Origin of the sequence: Pantoea sp. B_9 (assembly GCF_008632015.1) — a bacterium.
Classification (GTDB): domain Bacteria; phylum Pseudomonadota; class Gammaproteobacteria; order Enterobacterales; family Enterobacteriaceae; genus Pantoea; species Pantoea dispersa.
Window position 1 is genome coordinate 1 of record NZ_VWVL01000011.1, and the last position, 14,908, is coordinate 14,908.

A 14,908-nucleotide genomic window follows, 5' to 3' on the forward strand; every position below is an offset into this window, starting at 1 on the left:
CGTCTTCGCCTGCGCGCGCATGAATTTCACGATGGCGCGATGAGAATTCGTCCAGCACCTCCCCGGTAAAGCCCTTTATTTCCCACAGGTCGTGCCGGCCGCCGGTGGGCAACGTTTCATACCCAATATCCTCCGCCTTACCTTTCAGCAGGTTGCGGTAAATTTTGCCGTACGTTATCTGGTTGCGGTACACCGTCTCGATGAAGCCGGCGCCGTGGATCGCATCGGTAGCCAGCGCTTTCCACTTCCCGTCCAGCTCCGTCACGTTGGCCACCACTGCGTGAGTATGGATCTGCGGGTCGAGGTTACGCGAAGTGTCGTGCGTGAACAGCGCAGCGACCATTTTTCCGGTTGGCGTGATGCGCGTGACGCCGTCCTTCGTGTCGCGCGCGCTCACCATCTGTTCCATGATGGCCAGCGTTTCTTTCACCGCATCGTGGTGCGCCTCCAGCAGGCGTTTATCGCCGCCGGCGAGGATCAGCATTGAGACGCTCTTGGGTGCCGAGAAGGTAAAGTCATGACCGGGGCGGTGCACGTGTGCACCCTGAACGTCCTTACCCAGTACCACACCGTTGGGGAGGCTGCCGTGCAGAATTCCGGTGAAAGTATCGAGATCAACCGGGCCTTCCAGCCCCAGCTCGCGCGCGCCCTCCCCCAGCCACTGGGTGGGCATGTCGTCCAGAAAGTAATAGTTATCCTTGCTGCTGTAGTAGCCGGCAGCGTCGGCGGCAGAGGCCACCGGAGCAACGGTCATCATCGTTCATATCCTCCCGGGTCCAGGCTGTCACTCATCTCCTGGTACGCCGCGTAGTCGTCGCGGTGTCGCAGGATGTTTTTCTCGTCGTCGGCCATACGCTCGTTGGCGTCGCCGTGCTGTGCGGCGCGCTCCTCCTCACGTTGCTGTTCGGTTTTACGCGGGCTGATGTGCCGCACGGTCAGCCGGCCCCCGTCGTCTTTTTCCATCTGCATGTGCAGTTCGGGGGCTTCACCCGCGGGGGCTTCGCTGTCGGTTTCTGCATTACCTGATGTGCTGTTCTGGAGCCTTCTCATCCTCTCCAGTGGAGAAAGCGGCGAACCTGCCTCTTTCCTGGCCGGTGCCGGCGTGGAAACAACCCTGATGGTTTCCGACGGTGCTGTGGCGGTACCGCCCTCCGGGACAATGGCAGGTGTGGATGATTCAGCCGGAACCGTAGTGACGCGCGGAACTATTTCGCGGCGCGGGAACGGTCGCACGTTAGAAGACCCTGACGATGCGCTTATGTCGGGGGCAGGCGTAGCGGGAACAGCAGGCTGGCCCGGTGCGACAGACGGCTTCCCCTCTCTCACGGTAGCCGGCTCCGGCGTCGTCACGGAGACGTCAGCTTTTGCCGGCGCGGCGGACGGCGAGGCAGCCTTAGTTTTAACCGGAGCGGGCGCGGAAGCGCGGTCCTCCCCTTCCAGCCACTCCTCTCCGGTCGGGAACGAAATGTCCGCCGCCCGGGCGCTGCGCTCGTTATTTTCGATGATGCGCTCGAGTTCGGGACTCAGCCGGTCACGGAAGTCGCGCTCCATCAGCGCCGGATGATATTTCTTCTGTTTGCGGTACTTCAGGCTCAGCTTCACCACCGGGTATTCGCCCGGCAGGCGTACGTAAAAGCGCAGGTTGGGCATCTTCATAATCTGGTCGTAGTCCACGATGGGCTCGTTGACCTTGTCCCTGCTGATGGAGATACCGTCCCGAATCTGGTCGAGGCCGTAGCTGTTCTGTTCGCGCGCCTCGCGCCGGCGCTGATGGCCCAGCTCCTCTTCCACCATTTTGGCCACCTCGGCGCTCGGCGAGCGGCCGTAGGCGCGTGTGTTGAGCAGGTCAAAGATGGCTTTGGCCATCTCGCGGCCGTAGATGTGCACCAGCTGCGGGATGTTCTGGATGCCCAGCACGAAGCAGCCGCCGAACTTGCGCGCTTCGGCCAGCGTTTCGTTGAACTCCGGTATCTTCTGCAGGCTGGCAATCTCATCGCCGACGAACCACACGCGCCGGTCGCTGTTCTCCCCCATGCTCTGCAGCAGCAGGGTGGCCAGCGACAGCCACATGGATATCAGCGGTCGCACCGCTTTACGATGTCGGGCAGTGGTGGAGATAAACAGCCAGCTGCTGTCGTACTGCGCGTCGGTCATCCACTCGCGGATGCTGAACTCCGGTTTGCCCTCCTTATCCAGCCCCTGCAGGTAGCGCAGCGACTTGGCGTAGTTGGTCAGCACCGAGCGGATCGAGATGGCGGTTTTCTCGATTTTTTCCTCGACCAGGTTGGCCGACGGGGTGTTTTTGAGAAACTCGCGCAGGCTTTTCAGGTCGATCGAGAGGCAGGTCTTCAGGAACGTCTCGATACTGCGATCGGGGCGTGAGGCAAACTGCATGGCCGTGTCGCTGAAGATGGTGCGCGACGAAGACACCCAGAACGGGTCGGAGTCGCCTTCTACCGGCATCAGCGCCGCCGTCATGTTCTCGTAGTCCACCACGTCGCGCGCCTCGCGCCACAGCACCCAGTTTTCACAGCGGCTGTCGTGCGCGTTCAGGATTTTGTCCAGGCGCTCGTCGTAGTGCGTCTCGATGAAGGTGCCGCCGGAGTCGTACACGATCGCGCGATCGCCGCGCCGGCGGATATAGTCCAGCAGCCAGCGTATGAGCGTGGACTTGCCGACGCCGATGGTGCCGTGGATCAGAAAGTTCATGACCTCGGCGTTCTTCACCATGTTCAGACCGCCAATCTGCAGATCGGACTTCTCGCCAGCCTTTTTCAGCAGCCGGTTTACCTCCTTCGGCTTATCGGTGAGCGTCATACCCGAGATAAATTCGTCCTCGCTCTCCTTCTTGCCGATGCGCCCCACGTACCAGGCAATCAGGCACCAGAGCAGGCTGGCGGCGATGCCACACGCGGTCGCGATAAAGCGCAGGTTCGCCATAAACTGGCGGCCCATCTCCTGCATCCACGGATTGGCCAGCAGCTGCGCCGGCGTCAGCTTTATGGTGCAGAGCTGTGCACCTTCGCCGCAGTGCCAGAAGATGTCCCACGTAGCGCCGGCCGCGCCAGGGGACAGACCCAGCAGCGAATGAGTGGGCCACGCCGCCCAGTACCAGAAGCCGTTACGCAGTACGTCGTCAGGCGTTGTCAGCCAGAACAGACCTGCGGTGGCCGCCACGAACAGCAGCAGCATCCAGTGAAATATCCAGTTGCTGACCTGCGCAAACATGCGCAGGCGGTAGGCCGTCATCTGGCCACCCTGTGTCAGGTATTTAGGGGTAAAACTCATGGGAAACTCCGGAAAGCGCGCAGGCGCAGCCCGCCCGGGGAAATCGGGCAGGCTGTTGCAGGGAGAGAAAGTGGCTGAGGGCCGCGCGGGCCCAGGAGATTATTTCAGGGTGCGCAGTGCGGGCGTGTGGTTATGTCCCGTGCGGCGCAGCAGCCAGTGACCAGCCATCAGGGGGAGACCACAGGCAAAGAACAGCAGGTTCCAGCAGGCAAGCGTCAGGGCAGACAGCACGCTGCCGGCCGTCAGCACCAGTAAAACCAGCAGCGAAGTGATAACGCCAGGCGGCATCATATTGCCCTGCATCGTGCGGCCGGCGAGATCGAACGCGAACAGATTGCTTTCGGTCATGATGGTTTTGACGATATCAGGCCCGAACTGCCACAGCACGAGGGCGCTCCAGGCAAAAAACAGGGTAGTCCAGACAATAAGGGTGCGTGCCGCACCGTTGAATGTGAGCATGGGGTTTTCCTTCAGGAAGTTAAGAACAGGGGTTAAATACAGCCGTTACAACGCTATTCCCGACGCGCGCGAAGCGCAGTAGTAATACGTCAGGGAAATCAGAGCCACGCTCCCGCCACCCCGTGCATCAGGGGGGAAGCGTAAAAGGGGATCCCGTAAGGGAGGAGGACAGCACCCGTGGTGGTGGTGGTGCTGTCCCGGTGTCCGCAGCCCGGGGGCACAGACGGGGGTCGGCAGGCGCCCCGTTGTCAGGAGAGTGTTCTCATTTCTCCTTAAGGCGCGTGCCGCCGGTTCTCACCGGTCGTTAAGTAATACCAGGTAATTCAGCGGCCTGCAAGCTTCAGAATGCGTTTTATGGCAGCCTGCAGTACGGCGGTCAGGACCAGCCCGCACGCCCCCATACTGATGATATAAAGCAACATCGCCGCCAGCATGAACAGGCAGAACTCTCCCGTTCCCGCCCCACCCGGCGCGGCATCGAGCAACCTGAGCCAGTCCACAAAACGCCAGGGGAGCCAGCTGTCCGTTACGTTCACGAGCAGCAGGGTGATGATGGCGGCTGTCAGCATCAGATTCAGGAAGCCGGGCAGTGAAGACGCCAGTCGTTCAATTTTTCTGCGCATGGCGCCTCCCGCATCTGTCAGCTGACTGAATTACATGATCCCGGCAACGGACTTCGCCAGCTGCGCCTCCAGCACCGGCTTCGCCTCTTCAAACTTCAGGTTGACCTTGTTCGCGTTTGACACCACGCGGGTCTGGTATTTCATGCGGTTGCCCTCTTCGCTGCTGGTCTGCAGTTTGATTCCGGAAGTGCCCTGACGCAGCGCCGCCACGTTGTCCGTGGTTACGGCAGTTTTGCTGCGTTCAGAAATCTGCAGATCGGTCACCATCGTGAAATTAACATCCTCTACCAGTGCATCTGCGGCCATACCGGCTAGGCCGGTAGCCAGACCGACACCGAGGATAGCTCCGCCAGAGGTGCTGTTATAGGCGGTGATCCCGCTGCCCAGCGCGGCACCCAGCACACCCCCTTCGTAGCCGGAGGACAGGAAGCCCTGTGCCTGACGCAGATCCATCTTCTCGGCCTTCAGAACGTTGGCCTGAATCCAGTAGTACGCAGCGTCAGGATTTGACGTCACGGTATAGCCCTTCGCGCGCAGGTCCTGCGCCAGCAATGGCTCCAGATCGCTCATGTCCTTGTCGGAGGTGTTGCGAACCTGCAGGTAAACAGTCTTCTGGCTGGACGGCTCAAGCCAGACGGTCTGACTCATCTGGGTTTTGACGTCGAGGTTGCGTTTTTTGATGGCGGTGCTCATGGCACCACAGCCGGAAAGCATCAGGGAGGCAGCAGCAATCGCCGCCACGAAGGCGTTACGGTATTTCATAGACGTATCCTTGTTAAATGGAAAAAACGGGACAGGCGCGCCCCGGGGCACGCTGTTTTATATAGGGATTTAGAGAGAAACCCTTCCGTCAGAGTGCCGGAAGGGGTATCGGCAGGAGCCGAGAAAACTTAAATCTTTTTAATAATCTTGGCGAATTTACTCATCGCCCCAGCAATGCCATAACGCGTTAATTCTGAGCTTATTGATGCCTGCATGATCAGGTAACTAATTAGAAGAACGAACGGAGCGGCATAAAATAACTGCGGAATAAATGCCGCAGCGATTGCTAACATGCCATTTATGACTATTGCTACTTCACTTATTTTCCTAAAGAGAGCAGTTAACCTCTGTATCAGTAATGACTTAATCCTGACTTCTTTGGGGATGGAGATCAAAAGCATAAACGGAGTGTACAACATGGCCATTATCGCAATGGCCAGGATAAGAGTGAAGCCGCCAAAAGCCAACGTCAGCCCCTGATAATGCAAGATTGGATTAATCCAGACATCATCTGGGGGTACAAAACTATAGATGATGTATGCGAGCGATAATGCATAAAATGACAAGCAAGACATAGGGAAAACAGCACTCGATTTGATTACATCGAATGCAGAGGGAATCAATCGCTCTCCGGATGCAAGGCTTTCAAAAATAAAATCCGCATCCTTCTTAATATCGTTATACATCATCGCTAGCACCCCTTACTTATCCGGCACGCCGCCTGAGTTCCTTTAGTTTTTTATCAAAGTCGTTTCCAAGACTTTCTCTGGGCTTCTGACCTTGTTCGTTTAACTCTTTATCATGACCAGCTTTGAAACTACCCTTAGCAGCATCATGCTCATGCCTCAGTATATCACTGGACGTCTGAACAGTGGTTTTATTTTCAGCGATTTTACCGTCATTTTCCCTGATTGTTTCCATCAGGCCAGATCTTTGTGCTGCAACCTTGTTGGCCACGTTACTTTCAATGCCGGCACCCGACGCCTTCTCGCCCACGCGTTGTGAGCCACTGCGAAAATCTTCGCTCATGGCCTGCGACGGGGCACCTGCCGGCGCGGTCAGATTACGTTCACGTGTCTGCACGCTTTCCTCTGTGACGCCGCTGCCGCGTCTCTCCGCAGACGAATGCTGGCTGGGATGAGACGCCGTGCGGACAGCACCGCCGCTGACAGCTTCCGGCACGCCAACCCTCTCAACATCACCACTACGCGCTCCCCCCGGAACGTCCAGTGACTGAGCCGGCTGCAGCGGCTGGCCATTAACCTGCTCTGTGCGGGCACCGTAGTTGCGCATGATTTCCGGCTCAAGCCGCTCGTGCATGAACTCTGTGGCCGCACCCTGCGCGCTCCGGACGTTGGTCAGAATGTTCTGCGCGTCGCTGCCGTACTTTGCCGTAGTCCAGTCCACAAACTCCTGATTGTAGTTGGCGTCCAGGCTCGCGCTCTGCGTCTGCGACAGCGTGGCCATGCGGCTGAACTCCTGGCTGCGGGTGCTGCTCTCCGTATACTGATGGTACTGACTTTTTGCGTCATTGAGCGTCGCCGCGAACTGCTGTGCCAGCGAATTCGACTGGTTGTCCGTGTGGCTGCCCGACTCGCTCAGGCGGGTCGACGTCACCATATCCATACCCTGACGGAAGTCGCGCGCCTCCTGGCTGCTCTGGTCATGACGGTTATCACGCCCCTCCGCGTGGCTGTCCTGCGTGCCGTGTGAGCTGCCAGTAGTATGGCGCAGATCAGCGCTGATATTACCCTCACCGCCGGCGCTGAGGCCTGTGGCCCACTTACCGAGCTTCCCGGCCAGCTGGTCGCCGGAATCAAATTTCACATACCCCCTGACACCCGCACCGGCGCTACCCTGATTGGTGATATCCATCAGCTGGTTATACGCCTGCTGCTCGGAAACGTTGTGCGACTTCGCATAGCTTTCCACTGCCGACTGCATTTTGCTGACCCCGCGACTCACACTGGTGGCCACGCTGTTGTCGCTGCCCTGCGTGACGGTGTCGCTGTTGCCGCTCTGCTGCGTCAGCTGGTTCATCTGCTGGAAGCCGCTGGTCACGCTGTGGTTGTAGCCATCCAGCGAACTTTGCGCCTGCTGCTCCGCCTGCCGCGCCTGTTCGGTGAACCCGCTGCTGGCCAGCGAGCTCAGCCGCATGCTCACCGGCAGGTTGGATATCGCCTGGCTGGTATCCACCACCGTGTGGCCGTCCGCCGTCTGCGTCATCATCGCATTGTTGCCGGTCTGGATGCTCTGCGACCCCGAACGGCGGAGCATGTTGGTGTCAAACTTGTTGGCGCTGACGTTATCCATCGACATGTTGTTAAACGACCAGTTGCCGTCCGCTGTGGTGGACGCCTGCCCGCCGGTTGCAAACGCAGCCGAACTCATCACGCTACCCACAACCTGCGAGCCCACTGACGCCGCCCCTTTGGTCAGGAAGAACGCCAGCACCGGAATGGACATACTCAGGTAGCCCGCGATGTTGGCCGCGTCCGAATGCTGCAGCGCCACCTGGTCCTGATTGGCCAGCACCAGCGGCGTCGCCCCGGTTTTGGTCTGCAGGTAGAAGTTGGCCAGCGAGTTGAGGATGGCGAACATCACCGGCCACATCGTGAAATAGATAAACCCGCCCGCGTACAGCTTCAGCGTTTTCAGTCCGAAAATATCGTGGTTCACCAGCGCCAGCGCGATCACCAGCGGGAACAGCGCAATCAGGACCAGCATCATCAGCGACTGGAACATCGGCAGCGTACGCGCGGCAATAACCCCGCCCGCACCCCAGCTGATGCGCTGCTTGGTCAGACTCGACTCGGTGGCGAGGTTCAGCAGGTTGGCGGTATCCGACGATCGTGCCGCAAAGCCCTTCCAGCCGTCGCGGATGGCCGCGTTGGTAATGTTGTTGCGCATGATCTGCGAGGCGCTGAGGCCGCCCGCGTAAAAGAAGTTGTAACTCTCGTCCATCGCGTTGCCGAGCAGCGTATCCCCGCTCACGCGGGTGCCGAATATACGCGTGGCCAGCGCGTGCCACGTCGTGCCGCCGATGCGCACGTCCGCACCGATAAGGTTTTTGATGACCGCCGCCGCCTGCTGGCAGGTGATAAACTGGCGTCCGCCGCCGGTATCCTGATACAGGCCGCGCAGCGGGCTCGGGTTATCGGTGATCAGCGTCAGCGGATCGGTGCTGTTGAGCAGTTGCGACACGGTGTACTTGTTGTTCAGCAGGATGTCGCCTACCACGCAGTTCTCTACGTAGTCGGTCAGCATCTGCGACAGTTGCGGGTTCTGCGAGCGGAAGTCCGTGGTCTGCGCCACGATCTGCGAGCCGAACAGCATGCCCGACTTCGTGTAGGTCAGCGAGTCCGGACGCGAGAAGCTGTACTCATAGAGGCGCGCCAGCCCGAACTCCGTGGACGTGGTCAGCCCGGCGATGAAGGCGAGCCCCGCCGGCACGTTGTCCACCTCGTACACCGCCGCCGGGTCCGTGACGTCGACAATCTGCACGCTGCGCTTCGGTACGAGCAGCACTGAAGTGATCACGAAGAAGACGGCCAGCCAATGGAGAAATACCGTCGGGTTGCGCGATTTGACAAAGCTGAACATTACGCCCAGCACGCCAAACAACCCGACGATGCGCTTCAGCGTGTCGTACGTGTCGCTGCCGATGACGGTGACAACGCCGTTAAACACCTGCCGCCACATGTCACCGCCGTAAATGGTCCAGACTTCAGTCATGACGGATACCCCGCTGAGAATTGCCCTGCCAGAACGCTGCGATCTTGTCCGGCACCGTAAAATCAGTCATTGCCGGTCCCCCACTGATAGTTGCCCTGATAGGACGTTGAGATAATGGTCGATACCTGCTGCTGCAGGTACTGCATGTTGCGATCGATGCCGTCCAGCGCATTCTGGTCGGCGGTCGACTGCAGCTTCATCTGCGCCAGCAGTGAGGTTGCGGTCATCACGTTGTTACGCAGCTCGCCGGCGGCCTGCTCCGGGAAGTTTTTACCCGCCAGCGACTGGCTCGCCTGCTTCACCAGCTCCTGCAGATACTGGATCATCATGTCCTGCGCGATGAAGTCCGCGACCTGAATCAGGTAGGTCGGGCTCATGCCCATGCTGCGGGAGTTGGTCAGATACTTGAGCACCGGCACCGAGGTGGTGTTAATGAAGCCCTTTTCCCTGTCCGACAGGCCGGTATCAGCACTGAGCTTGCTGTCGATGGAAATCATCAGGTTGCGCACCTGGGTGACCAGCGCCACGTCGCTGCTGACCGTCACGCTGGTAACGGTCGGACCGAGGCAGAGATCCTGCTCGTCGCAGCCGTAAATCTTCGCGGTACCGCCGCGCATCAGCACGGTGATGATGTCGCGGTTATCAACCAACGGGGTCAGGATGGTGACCTGCCCGTCCTTGTTGAAAATGATGGAGCCCACCACGCTCATCACCAGCTCCTTCAGCTGACGGTTGCCGTCGAACAGATGATTGCGGCCCAGCGCGTCCCAGATGAGGTTTTTGTTTTTCAGCACCTGGTCTTTATCTTTATCCGGGGCGCGACTGGTGACGCTGTCACCCTGCCCGCCCACCGTGCAGCCCTGACGGGACGCCGCCCAGTCAGAGAAAATGTTGCTCTCGCCGGCAATGTCCTGGCAGATTTTCTGATTGGACACCTGCGACACCGGCCAGAGGCCGCCGATAATGCCCTGCGCTGCCTGACAGGAGCTCATGTTCATGGAGTTCACATCCGAAGCCAGCTTCTGCAGGAAGTCTTTGGCCTGCTTGAGCTCCGGCACCATCGTCTGCAGCGCGAGGTCAAAGGCGTAGCCGGCGGCGTTACTCATAATCTGCTTCACGAACCGCTGCAGCTCGGCGCCGTTGATAAAGGAAAACGCCCCGAGGTAGGCATCGATGCCGCCGCAGCCCGCGTTCAGCGAGGGCACCTGCATCGAGATGAGCTGCACCTGTTTGACGGGGTTACGCAGATAAACCGAACCGCCGGTGAAGTAGCCCGCGGCCTGTCCCTGCCACGCCTGCGCTTTTGAGACGTTGCCGTCAAAGCCGAGGCTGCCAAAGTAGCCGTTGAGGTCGCCCTGCACGTCGGCCAGCGCCGGGCTGCTGATGGTTAGCGCCGCCAGAGCGCTGATTAGTAGCTGACGCAGGTTCATGATGCCGCCCCCGCATTAAAACGATCTTTCTTTTTCATTGAAAACTCCGGTCAGTCATGAATCCGTGCCGGCGCAGCGTGATGCTGACCAGCGCGCCGCAGCCAAAGCCGCCGGCAAGGGCAAACAGGAACAGCAGCGGGTAGAGCTGCAGCCCGCTCAGCAGCAGCGCATCGGTGCCGTAAGCGATACCGTCGGGCAGGCGGGCAAGGTCGCAGGCAAGCCAGGCGTAAATCCCGGCCGCCGCCAGCATTGAGGCGCAGACGAGCAGCAGCGCCGTCTCGGTTCGCGAGAGTGTAAGAGGGTGTTCCGTCATGATTTTTTCCGTATGCGGCGGGGCCGCGTGCGTTACTGCGGGGTCAGCGAGGCGCTGCTCGGTACCGGCCCCAGCGTGTCGGGCGGCAGGTGGTCAATGTCGGCCTCGATCATCTGCGCGAGGCGCTGGCTTACCGTGCCCATGTCGGTGTCGCCCTGATAAAGCGGATAAGCCATGTTGGTATTCACGTTGACCATAAAGGTGGTCGGCGTCGCGATGGGCAGACCGTTGCCGAAGAACGTCAGGATCTCGCCGGCGATGGGCTCGTTCGGCCCGGCCTTGCGCGGAATGAGCGCCACCGGGAAGGATGTATCGCCGTACCCGTCAAGCGTGTACGGATACACTTTTATGCCGGTTTCATCCGCCCACGCCTTCAGTTTTGGATCAAACTTCGCGCTGTACTGGCAGCCGCGCTGCATGAACACCACCACCGCGTAGTCGTTGAGATTTACGCGCCGGCCGTCGGTCAGCGTCATCAGATTCGGTGGCTTCGCCGGCGCTGTTCGGGCAGGCAGGTTGCCCGGCAGCCCGAAGTCTGGCAGCTGAGCCCCCTGCTGCGCCTTAGCCTGCTCCAGCGCGGCGATTTCGTCGGCCACCGAAGCCTGTGCCAGCACCGGCAGCAGCAACGCTGCCGCCAGCAGAATTTTAAGCCTCATGATGGCCTCCCGGTCCGCTGCGCGCGCGGCGGTGCGCGATGATCCCGAGGAGAATCCCCAGTGCCATAAGGACAAAACACGCCACCGATACGACGATCAGCACGTCGTACGTCAGGCTCTCGGAATACGTCAGCAGCTGGCGCAGGCAGTTGAAGATAATGCCCGCCATAAACAGCGTGACGATAAGCGGCAGTCGGTTCATGCATGTTCTCCTTTAGCACGGCGGCGCAAGTGCCACATGGCCAGATTAGATATGACGGAAACCAGCGACTGCATCAGCAGGTTCGTCAGGCCACGGGCAGCGCGCAGCCGCCCGTGCCAGACGGGTGATAGCGTCAGCATCAGGAACTCCTCAGAAGTTAGGTTTAAAGCCGGTGGCCACGTTAAGAAAGCGCTTCGCCAGGTCATCCTGCGTCATAAAACCGTAGGCGAGCGGGCGGAAGCTTTTTGACTTCGGGTCGACCAGAAACAGCGCCGGGAAGTGGGTAATGCCCATGCGCGCGCTTTGTCCCGCGTCCTGACGGCTGTCAGGCACCTGCGGCGACACCGTGCCGTCCACGCTCACCGGTATCAGCGAGACGTGACGCAGGCGGGCAAAGTCCGCCACCACGCCCGCCATCTGCGCGTCTATCGGGTCCCCGCCCCGGTAGAAGTAGAACAGGCCATACTGCCCGGCGAGTTCGCTGATAGCCTGCGTCTGCTCCTCCTGATCGCGTGCCTGCTGCAGCGGCGCGGTGCTGTTGTAGTGCGGGTGTTCCAGGTTGTAATCGAGATCCGGATGGTCAAGCTGCGCCACCGCGAACGACTGGCTGAACATCGAGGCCCGGTCGGTCCAGAACTTCTGCCAGCGCAGGAAGGTAGCCGTATTCTCCGCCGACGGATGCAGGATGGCGTTGTTCAGCGCCTCCTTCGTGTAGCCTTTCAGCACGTCAGCCTGCTCACTGGGTGACAGCCGGCTGAAGTCCGGCACCTGCGGCGCGGGCTGAGGCTTCGGCGCAGGGGGATCGGGTTTTTTCTTCGGCTCGTTGTACCAGTGCCAGCCGGTGAACGGCTCTGCGGGCGTCACGACCGCATCAGCTGACGGTGCATCGTCCGCGAGAGCCTGACAGGCGCCCGCCATCAGCAGGCAGGCAAGCACTATCTGCTTCATTTTTTTCCTCCGGTCTGCGCCTGCACCTGCGCGGCGATGCGATCTTTCGCCTGCTTCACCATCGTGGCGGAGTCAGGAATTTTCTGGTTGGCCATGAGGTCGCTGTAGAAGTCCTGGAAGTTAATCAGGTCGAAGTTGATGGCCTGCAGCTCGGGCACCGTGATGCCGCGGCAGTTGGGGGAGTCACCGCTGCCGAAGCTCACGTGCAGCTGGTCGCGGCGCCCCTGCTCCTGAATGATACGGGCAAGCTTTCCGCCGAATACGCAGTAGGCCTGCTTCTTCTGTACGCATACGCCGAGCACCGCCCGGTTGCAGGCCTCACCGACCAGCACCGTGACCTTTTTGGCTTTCGCCTTGCCGATGGCCATCTCATCGCTGTTGCAGTTGGCAAGCCCGGCGCTGTTGCCCCAGCCGGTGTCGACACAGCAGTTGGAAAAGCCCGCCATTGCCTTGCGGCAATAGAGAGCCTGACCGGTGAACGCCTTCACGTTTACCTGATCGGCTTTGACGTCATCGCCGGCCGAGGCCAGGCCGGCAAGCTTCGCCACCGCGGTATCAAAGCCGCTGTCGCCGGCGCCATCGGTTCCGCTGCAGTCACCGGTACGGCAGAAGTACTGACCGCCGCACAGCAGCCCTTCTGAGCTGTAGGTGGTCTGGCACTGGTAAGTGTCCTGCTCGTGCAGGCAGGTGCCGCCTTCTTTCTGAGTACAGCTGCGGGCTGAGACCGTGCAGTTTTTGTTGGCCATCAGCGTGCTGCAGTTGCCGGTTGAGCTGACCGGCACGATATAGGCGTCCGAGTACTGCCAGCAGGAGGCGCTCTGCGTGTAGTCTTTACCGTTCTGATTTACCGTCCGGCTCCCGCCCGGGTCGGTACACACCGTGCCTGCCGTGCCGGTAGCCTTTGATTTATCGAAGCCGCAGGACTCGCTCCACACAACAGTTGAGGTAGTCGTGTCGCGCTCGGCCTGTAGTGGGAATATGACCTGGAAAACGTAATTGCCATTGCTGACAGCCCTGATCAGCCCATCACGGCCGGTATCATAGTGACCGTCAGTGTTGTAACGCAGGTACAGAGAAACCGTCTGACCTTTCGTAACGCGCTGTGGCGATATCGCTGCGTCACCGTTACGGTTTGGTTTAGCCCTGTCCGTCTGAAAATCCAGCGCCTTAATTGAATACCACAGGCGATCTCCGGATTCCCCGTGGTAGCTGGGGCTTCTGGGGTAGGTAAAAGCCCAGGTTCCGCTGCTTACAACTCCATCATCCGGCACCGTAAAGTCGTAACGCACCCAGTAATTATCAAGGATTACCGCCGTTGAATTGGCCGCATTGAGAACTAACTGAGTGTTGTAAGACTCACGTGATCCTGTGACCTGAATGCTTCCGGTCCGTGCACACGTCTGCACCTGTGCCACATCCCGGTCGCAGCTGTAGTTTTCAAACACCGACTTTGACACCACTTTGGTGGTGCACTGCTGGTTCGTGCCGTCCACGATGGAGCCGCTGTTCGCCTCGGCGTTTTTGCCGTTCTGGATAAAGTCGGCGTTCGGGTCGATGGTCACCGCCGGGTTCTTCGTGGACGAGTCGGATATTGCCTGCCCGGCCTCGTTCTGGCTGAGTTCGGTCTGGCCCTTGTCGCTGATGCCGCCATCTCCGCCCTGCACCCCGCCGTAGTAGCCGCTTTGCGATGGGCTTGATGTGTAGCCCGGAATAACGGACGCCGGGTCTGTGCCTTTTGCTGCCGATGTTCCCTGACCTTTGTTCGAGCCGGCATACCCCGCACCGGCGTTATAAGCATCGCTGACGTCGTCAGCACGGGCCCCGGCGACTGAGAACAGCAGCAGGATGAGTAGCAGTCGCTTCATTGCGCGCCCTCCGCACTCTTTAGCAGCTGCGCCGCCGTGGCTGAACAGTCACCGCGCTGCCTGACCTCCTCCAGAGCCTGCTGCACCGGCAGGCTGCCGTACAGCACGTCAAATTTGCCACCGCAGGTCACAACCAGTGCAGGCACCGCTTTAATGCCGTACTGCTGAAACAGGGTCGGGTCAATCTGCACGCCCGCCTGCCTGTCCTTCTTCGACAGTTCAAACATCTTCTCTGCGGTCTGGCGAAAGTCGTTGTTCAGCAGCCCGCGCAGGGTTGCCGGAATGCCGAAGCGGCGTGCATCAGAGAGCATCGGCAGCAGCCCCTCTTCCGGAATGCCCAGGCTCACGAAATACACCGCGCGCGGGGTCTGACGGGTAGCGCTGTTCTGATCCGCCTGTCCGGCGGCTATCTCATTCTGCATCTGCGCAACCCGCCCCTGTTGCACGTCCGGCAGGGTGATGTTCATACCCTGCAGCTGACTTTTAAACAGCGCCAGATCGCGCTGCTGCTGTTTCATATACGCCATATCGTCGCCGGCAATCGCTGGCTGATCAGCTGCGCCCGCATCCGCGCAAAGTAGAATGGCGCTGAAGGTCAGCGCCGTAATGAGTAAGGTTTTCATGGTC

14 protein-coding genes are annotated in these 14,908 nt (G+C 59.9%); all 14 read right to left on the reverse strand.

The window, feature by feature from the left end; translation table 11 throughout:
- Window positions 1–757, reverse strand: a 757-nt coding sequence (gene mobF / locus F3I21_RS21965; RefSeq protein ID WP_150059745.1) for a MobF family relaxase, incomplete at its 3' end; no start/stop codon positions are given.
- On the reverse strand, window positions 754–3,288 hold the full coding sequence (gene traD / locus F3I21_RS21970) for a type IV conjugative transfer system coupling protein TraD (RefSeq protein ID WP_150059746.1): 2,535 nt from the start codon (window positions 3,286–3,288) through the stop codon (window positions 754–756). The genes traD and mobF, both read right to left, overlap by 4 nt.
- Window positions 3,289–3,387: 99 nt before the next feature.
- Window positions 3,388–3,747 carry a hypothetical protein gene (locus tag F3I21_RS21975; protein WP_150059747.1) on the reverse strand — a complete coding sequence of 120 codons (360 nt, stop codon included), beginning with the start codon at window positions 3,745–3,747 and terminating at the stop codon, window positions 3,388–3,390.
- A gap of 323 nt (window positions 3,748–4,070) precedes the next feature.
- The gene (locus tag F3I21_RS21980) at window positions 4,071–4,370 is read right to left on the reverse strand and encodes a hypothetical protein (protein WP_088518095.1); all 300 of its coding nucleotides are present in this window, start codon (window positions 4,368–4,370) and stop codon (window positions 4,071–4,073) included.
- 30 nt (window positions 4,371–4,400) lie between these two features.
- Window positions 4,401–5,132: a complement resistance protein TraT gene (gene traT, locus F3I21_RS21985; protein ID WP_127835187.1), complete on the reverse strand. Its 732-nt coding sequence runs from the start codon at window positions 5,130–5,132 to the stop codon at window positions 4,401–4,403.
- A 128-nt stretch (window positions 5,133–5,260) separates the two neighbouring features.
- Entirely contained in the window at window positions 5,261–5,821 is a 561-nt protein-coding gene (locus tag F3I21_RS21990) for a hypothetical protein (protein WP_150059748.1), read from the reverse strand.
- Between the two features lie 16 nt (window positions 5,822–5,837).
- Window positions 5,838–8,867: a conjugal transfer mating-pair stabilization protein TraG gene (gene traG / locus F3I21_RS21995; protein WP_150059749.1), complete on the reverse strand. Its 3,030-nt coding sequence runs from the start codon at window positions 8,865–8,867 to the stop codon at window positions 5,838–5,840.
- A gap of 62 nt (window positions 8,868–8,929) precedes the next feature.
- A complete protein-coding gene (gene traH, locus F3I21_RS22000; RefSeq protein WP_127835333.1) occupies window positions 8,930–10,297 on the reverse strand; it encodes a conjugal transfer pilus assembly protein TraH in 1,368 nt (455 codons plus the stop codon).
- Window positions 10,298–10,331: 34 nt separating this feature from the next.
- Complete coding sequence (locus F3I21_RS22005) at window positions 10,332–10,610, reverse strand: hypothetical protein (protein WP_150059750.1); 279 nt, start codon at window positions 10,608–10,610, stop codon at window positions 10,332–10,334.
- A gap of 32 nt (window positions 10,611–10,642) precedes the next feature.
- Entirely contained in the window at window positions 10,643–11,266 is a 624-nt protein-coding gene (trbB, locus tag F3I21_RS22010; protein WP_150059751.1) for an F-type conjugal transfer protein TrbB, read from the reverse strand.
- Window positions 11,256–11,468: a hypothetical protein gene (locus F3I21_RS22015; protein ID WP_141496874.1), complete on the reverse strand. Its 213-nt coding sequence runs from the start codon at window positions 11,466–11,468 to the stop codon at window positions 11,256–11,258. Before F3I21_RS22015 ends, trbB begins: the two co-directional genes overlap by 11 nt.
- 150 nt (window positions 11,469–11,618) lie before the next feature.
- The gene (traF, locus tag F3I21_RS22020) at window positions 11,619–12,416 is read right to left on the reverse strand and encodes a type-F conjugative transfer system pilin assembly protein TraF (protein ID WP_150059752.1); all 798 of its coding nucleotides are present in this window, start codon (window positions 12,414–12,416) and stop codon (window positions 11,619–11,621) included.
- Window positions 12,413–14,281, reverse strand: coding sequence for a type-F conjugative transfer system mating-pair stabilization protein TraN (traN, locus tag F3I21_RS22025; protein WP_104094405.1), 1,869 nt, complete (start codon window positions 14,279–14,281; stop codon window positions 12,413–12,415). The genes traF and traN overlap by 4 nt, the downstream gene beginning before the upstream one ends.
- Window positions 14,278–14,904, reverse strand: coding sequence for a type-F conjugative transfer system pilin assembly protein TrbC (gene trbC, locus F3I21_RS22030; RefSeq protein WP_150059753.1), 627 nt, complete (start codon window positions 14,902–14,904; stop codon window positions 14,278–14,280). The genes traN and trbC overlap by 4 nt, the downstream gene beginning before the upstream one ends.
- Window positions 14,905–14,908: the final 4 nt, after the last annotated feature.

Coding starts and splice junctions, on each gene's coding strand:
- trbB (WP_150059751.1), bottom strand. CDS start 11,266: ATGAGGCTTAAAATTCTGCTGGCGGCAGCGTTGCTGCTGCCGGTGCTG.
- trbC (WP_150059753.1), bottom strand. CDS start 14,904: ATGAAAACCTTACTCATTACGGCGCTGACCTTCAGCGCCATTCTACTT.
- traT (WP_127835187.1), bottom strand. CDS start 5,132: ATGAAATACCGTAACGCCTTCGTGGCGGCGATTGCTGCTGCCTCCCTG.
- F3I21_RS22005 (WP_150059750.1), bottom strand. CDS start 10,610: ATGACGGAACACCCTCTTACACTCTCGCGAACCGAGACGGCGCTGCTG.
- traD (WP_150059746.1), bottom strand. CDS start 3,288: ATGAGTTTTACCCCTAAATACCTGACACAGGGTGGCCAGATGACGGCC.
- F3I21_RS21980 (WP_088518095.1), bottom strand. CDS start 4,370: ATGCGCAGAAAAATTGAACGACTGGCGTCTTCACTGCCCGGCTTCCTG.
- traF (WP_150059752.1), bottom strand. CDS start 12,416: ATGAAGCAGATAGTGCTTGCCTGCCTGCTGATGGCGGGCGCCTGTCAG.
- traN (WP_104094405.1), bottom strand. CDS start 14,281: ATGAAGCGACTGCTACTCATCCTGCTGCTGTTCTCAGTCGCCGGGGCC.
- F3I21_RS21975 (WP_150059747.1), bottom strand. CDS start 3,747: ATGCTCACATTCAACGGTGCGGCACGCACCCTTATTGTCTGGACTACC.
- F3I21_RS22015 (WP_141496874.1), bottom strand. CDS start 11,468: ATGAACCGACTGCCGCTTATCGTCACGCTGTTTATGGCGGGCATTATC.
- traH (WP_127835333.1), bottom strand. CDS start 10,297: ATGAACCTGCGTCAGCTACTAATCAGCGCTCTGGCGGCGCTAACCATC.
- F3I21_RS21990 (WP_150059748.1), bottom strand. CDS start 5,821: ATGATGTATAACGATATTAAGAAGGATGCGGATTTTATTTTTGAAAGC.
- traG (WP_150059749.1), bottom strand. CDS start 8,867: ATGACTGAAGTCTGGACCATTTACGGCGGTGACATGTGGCGGCAGGTG.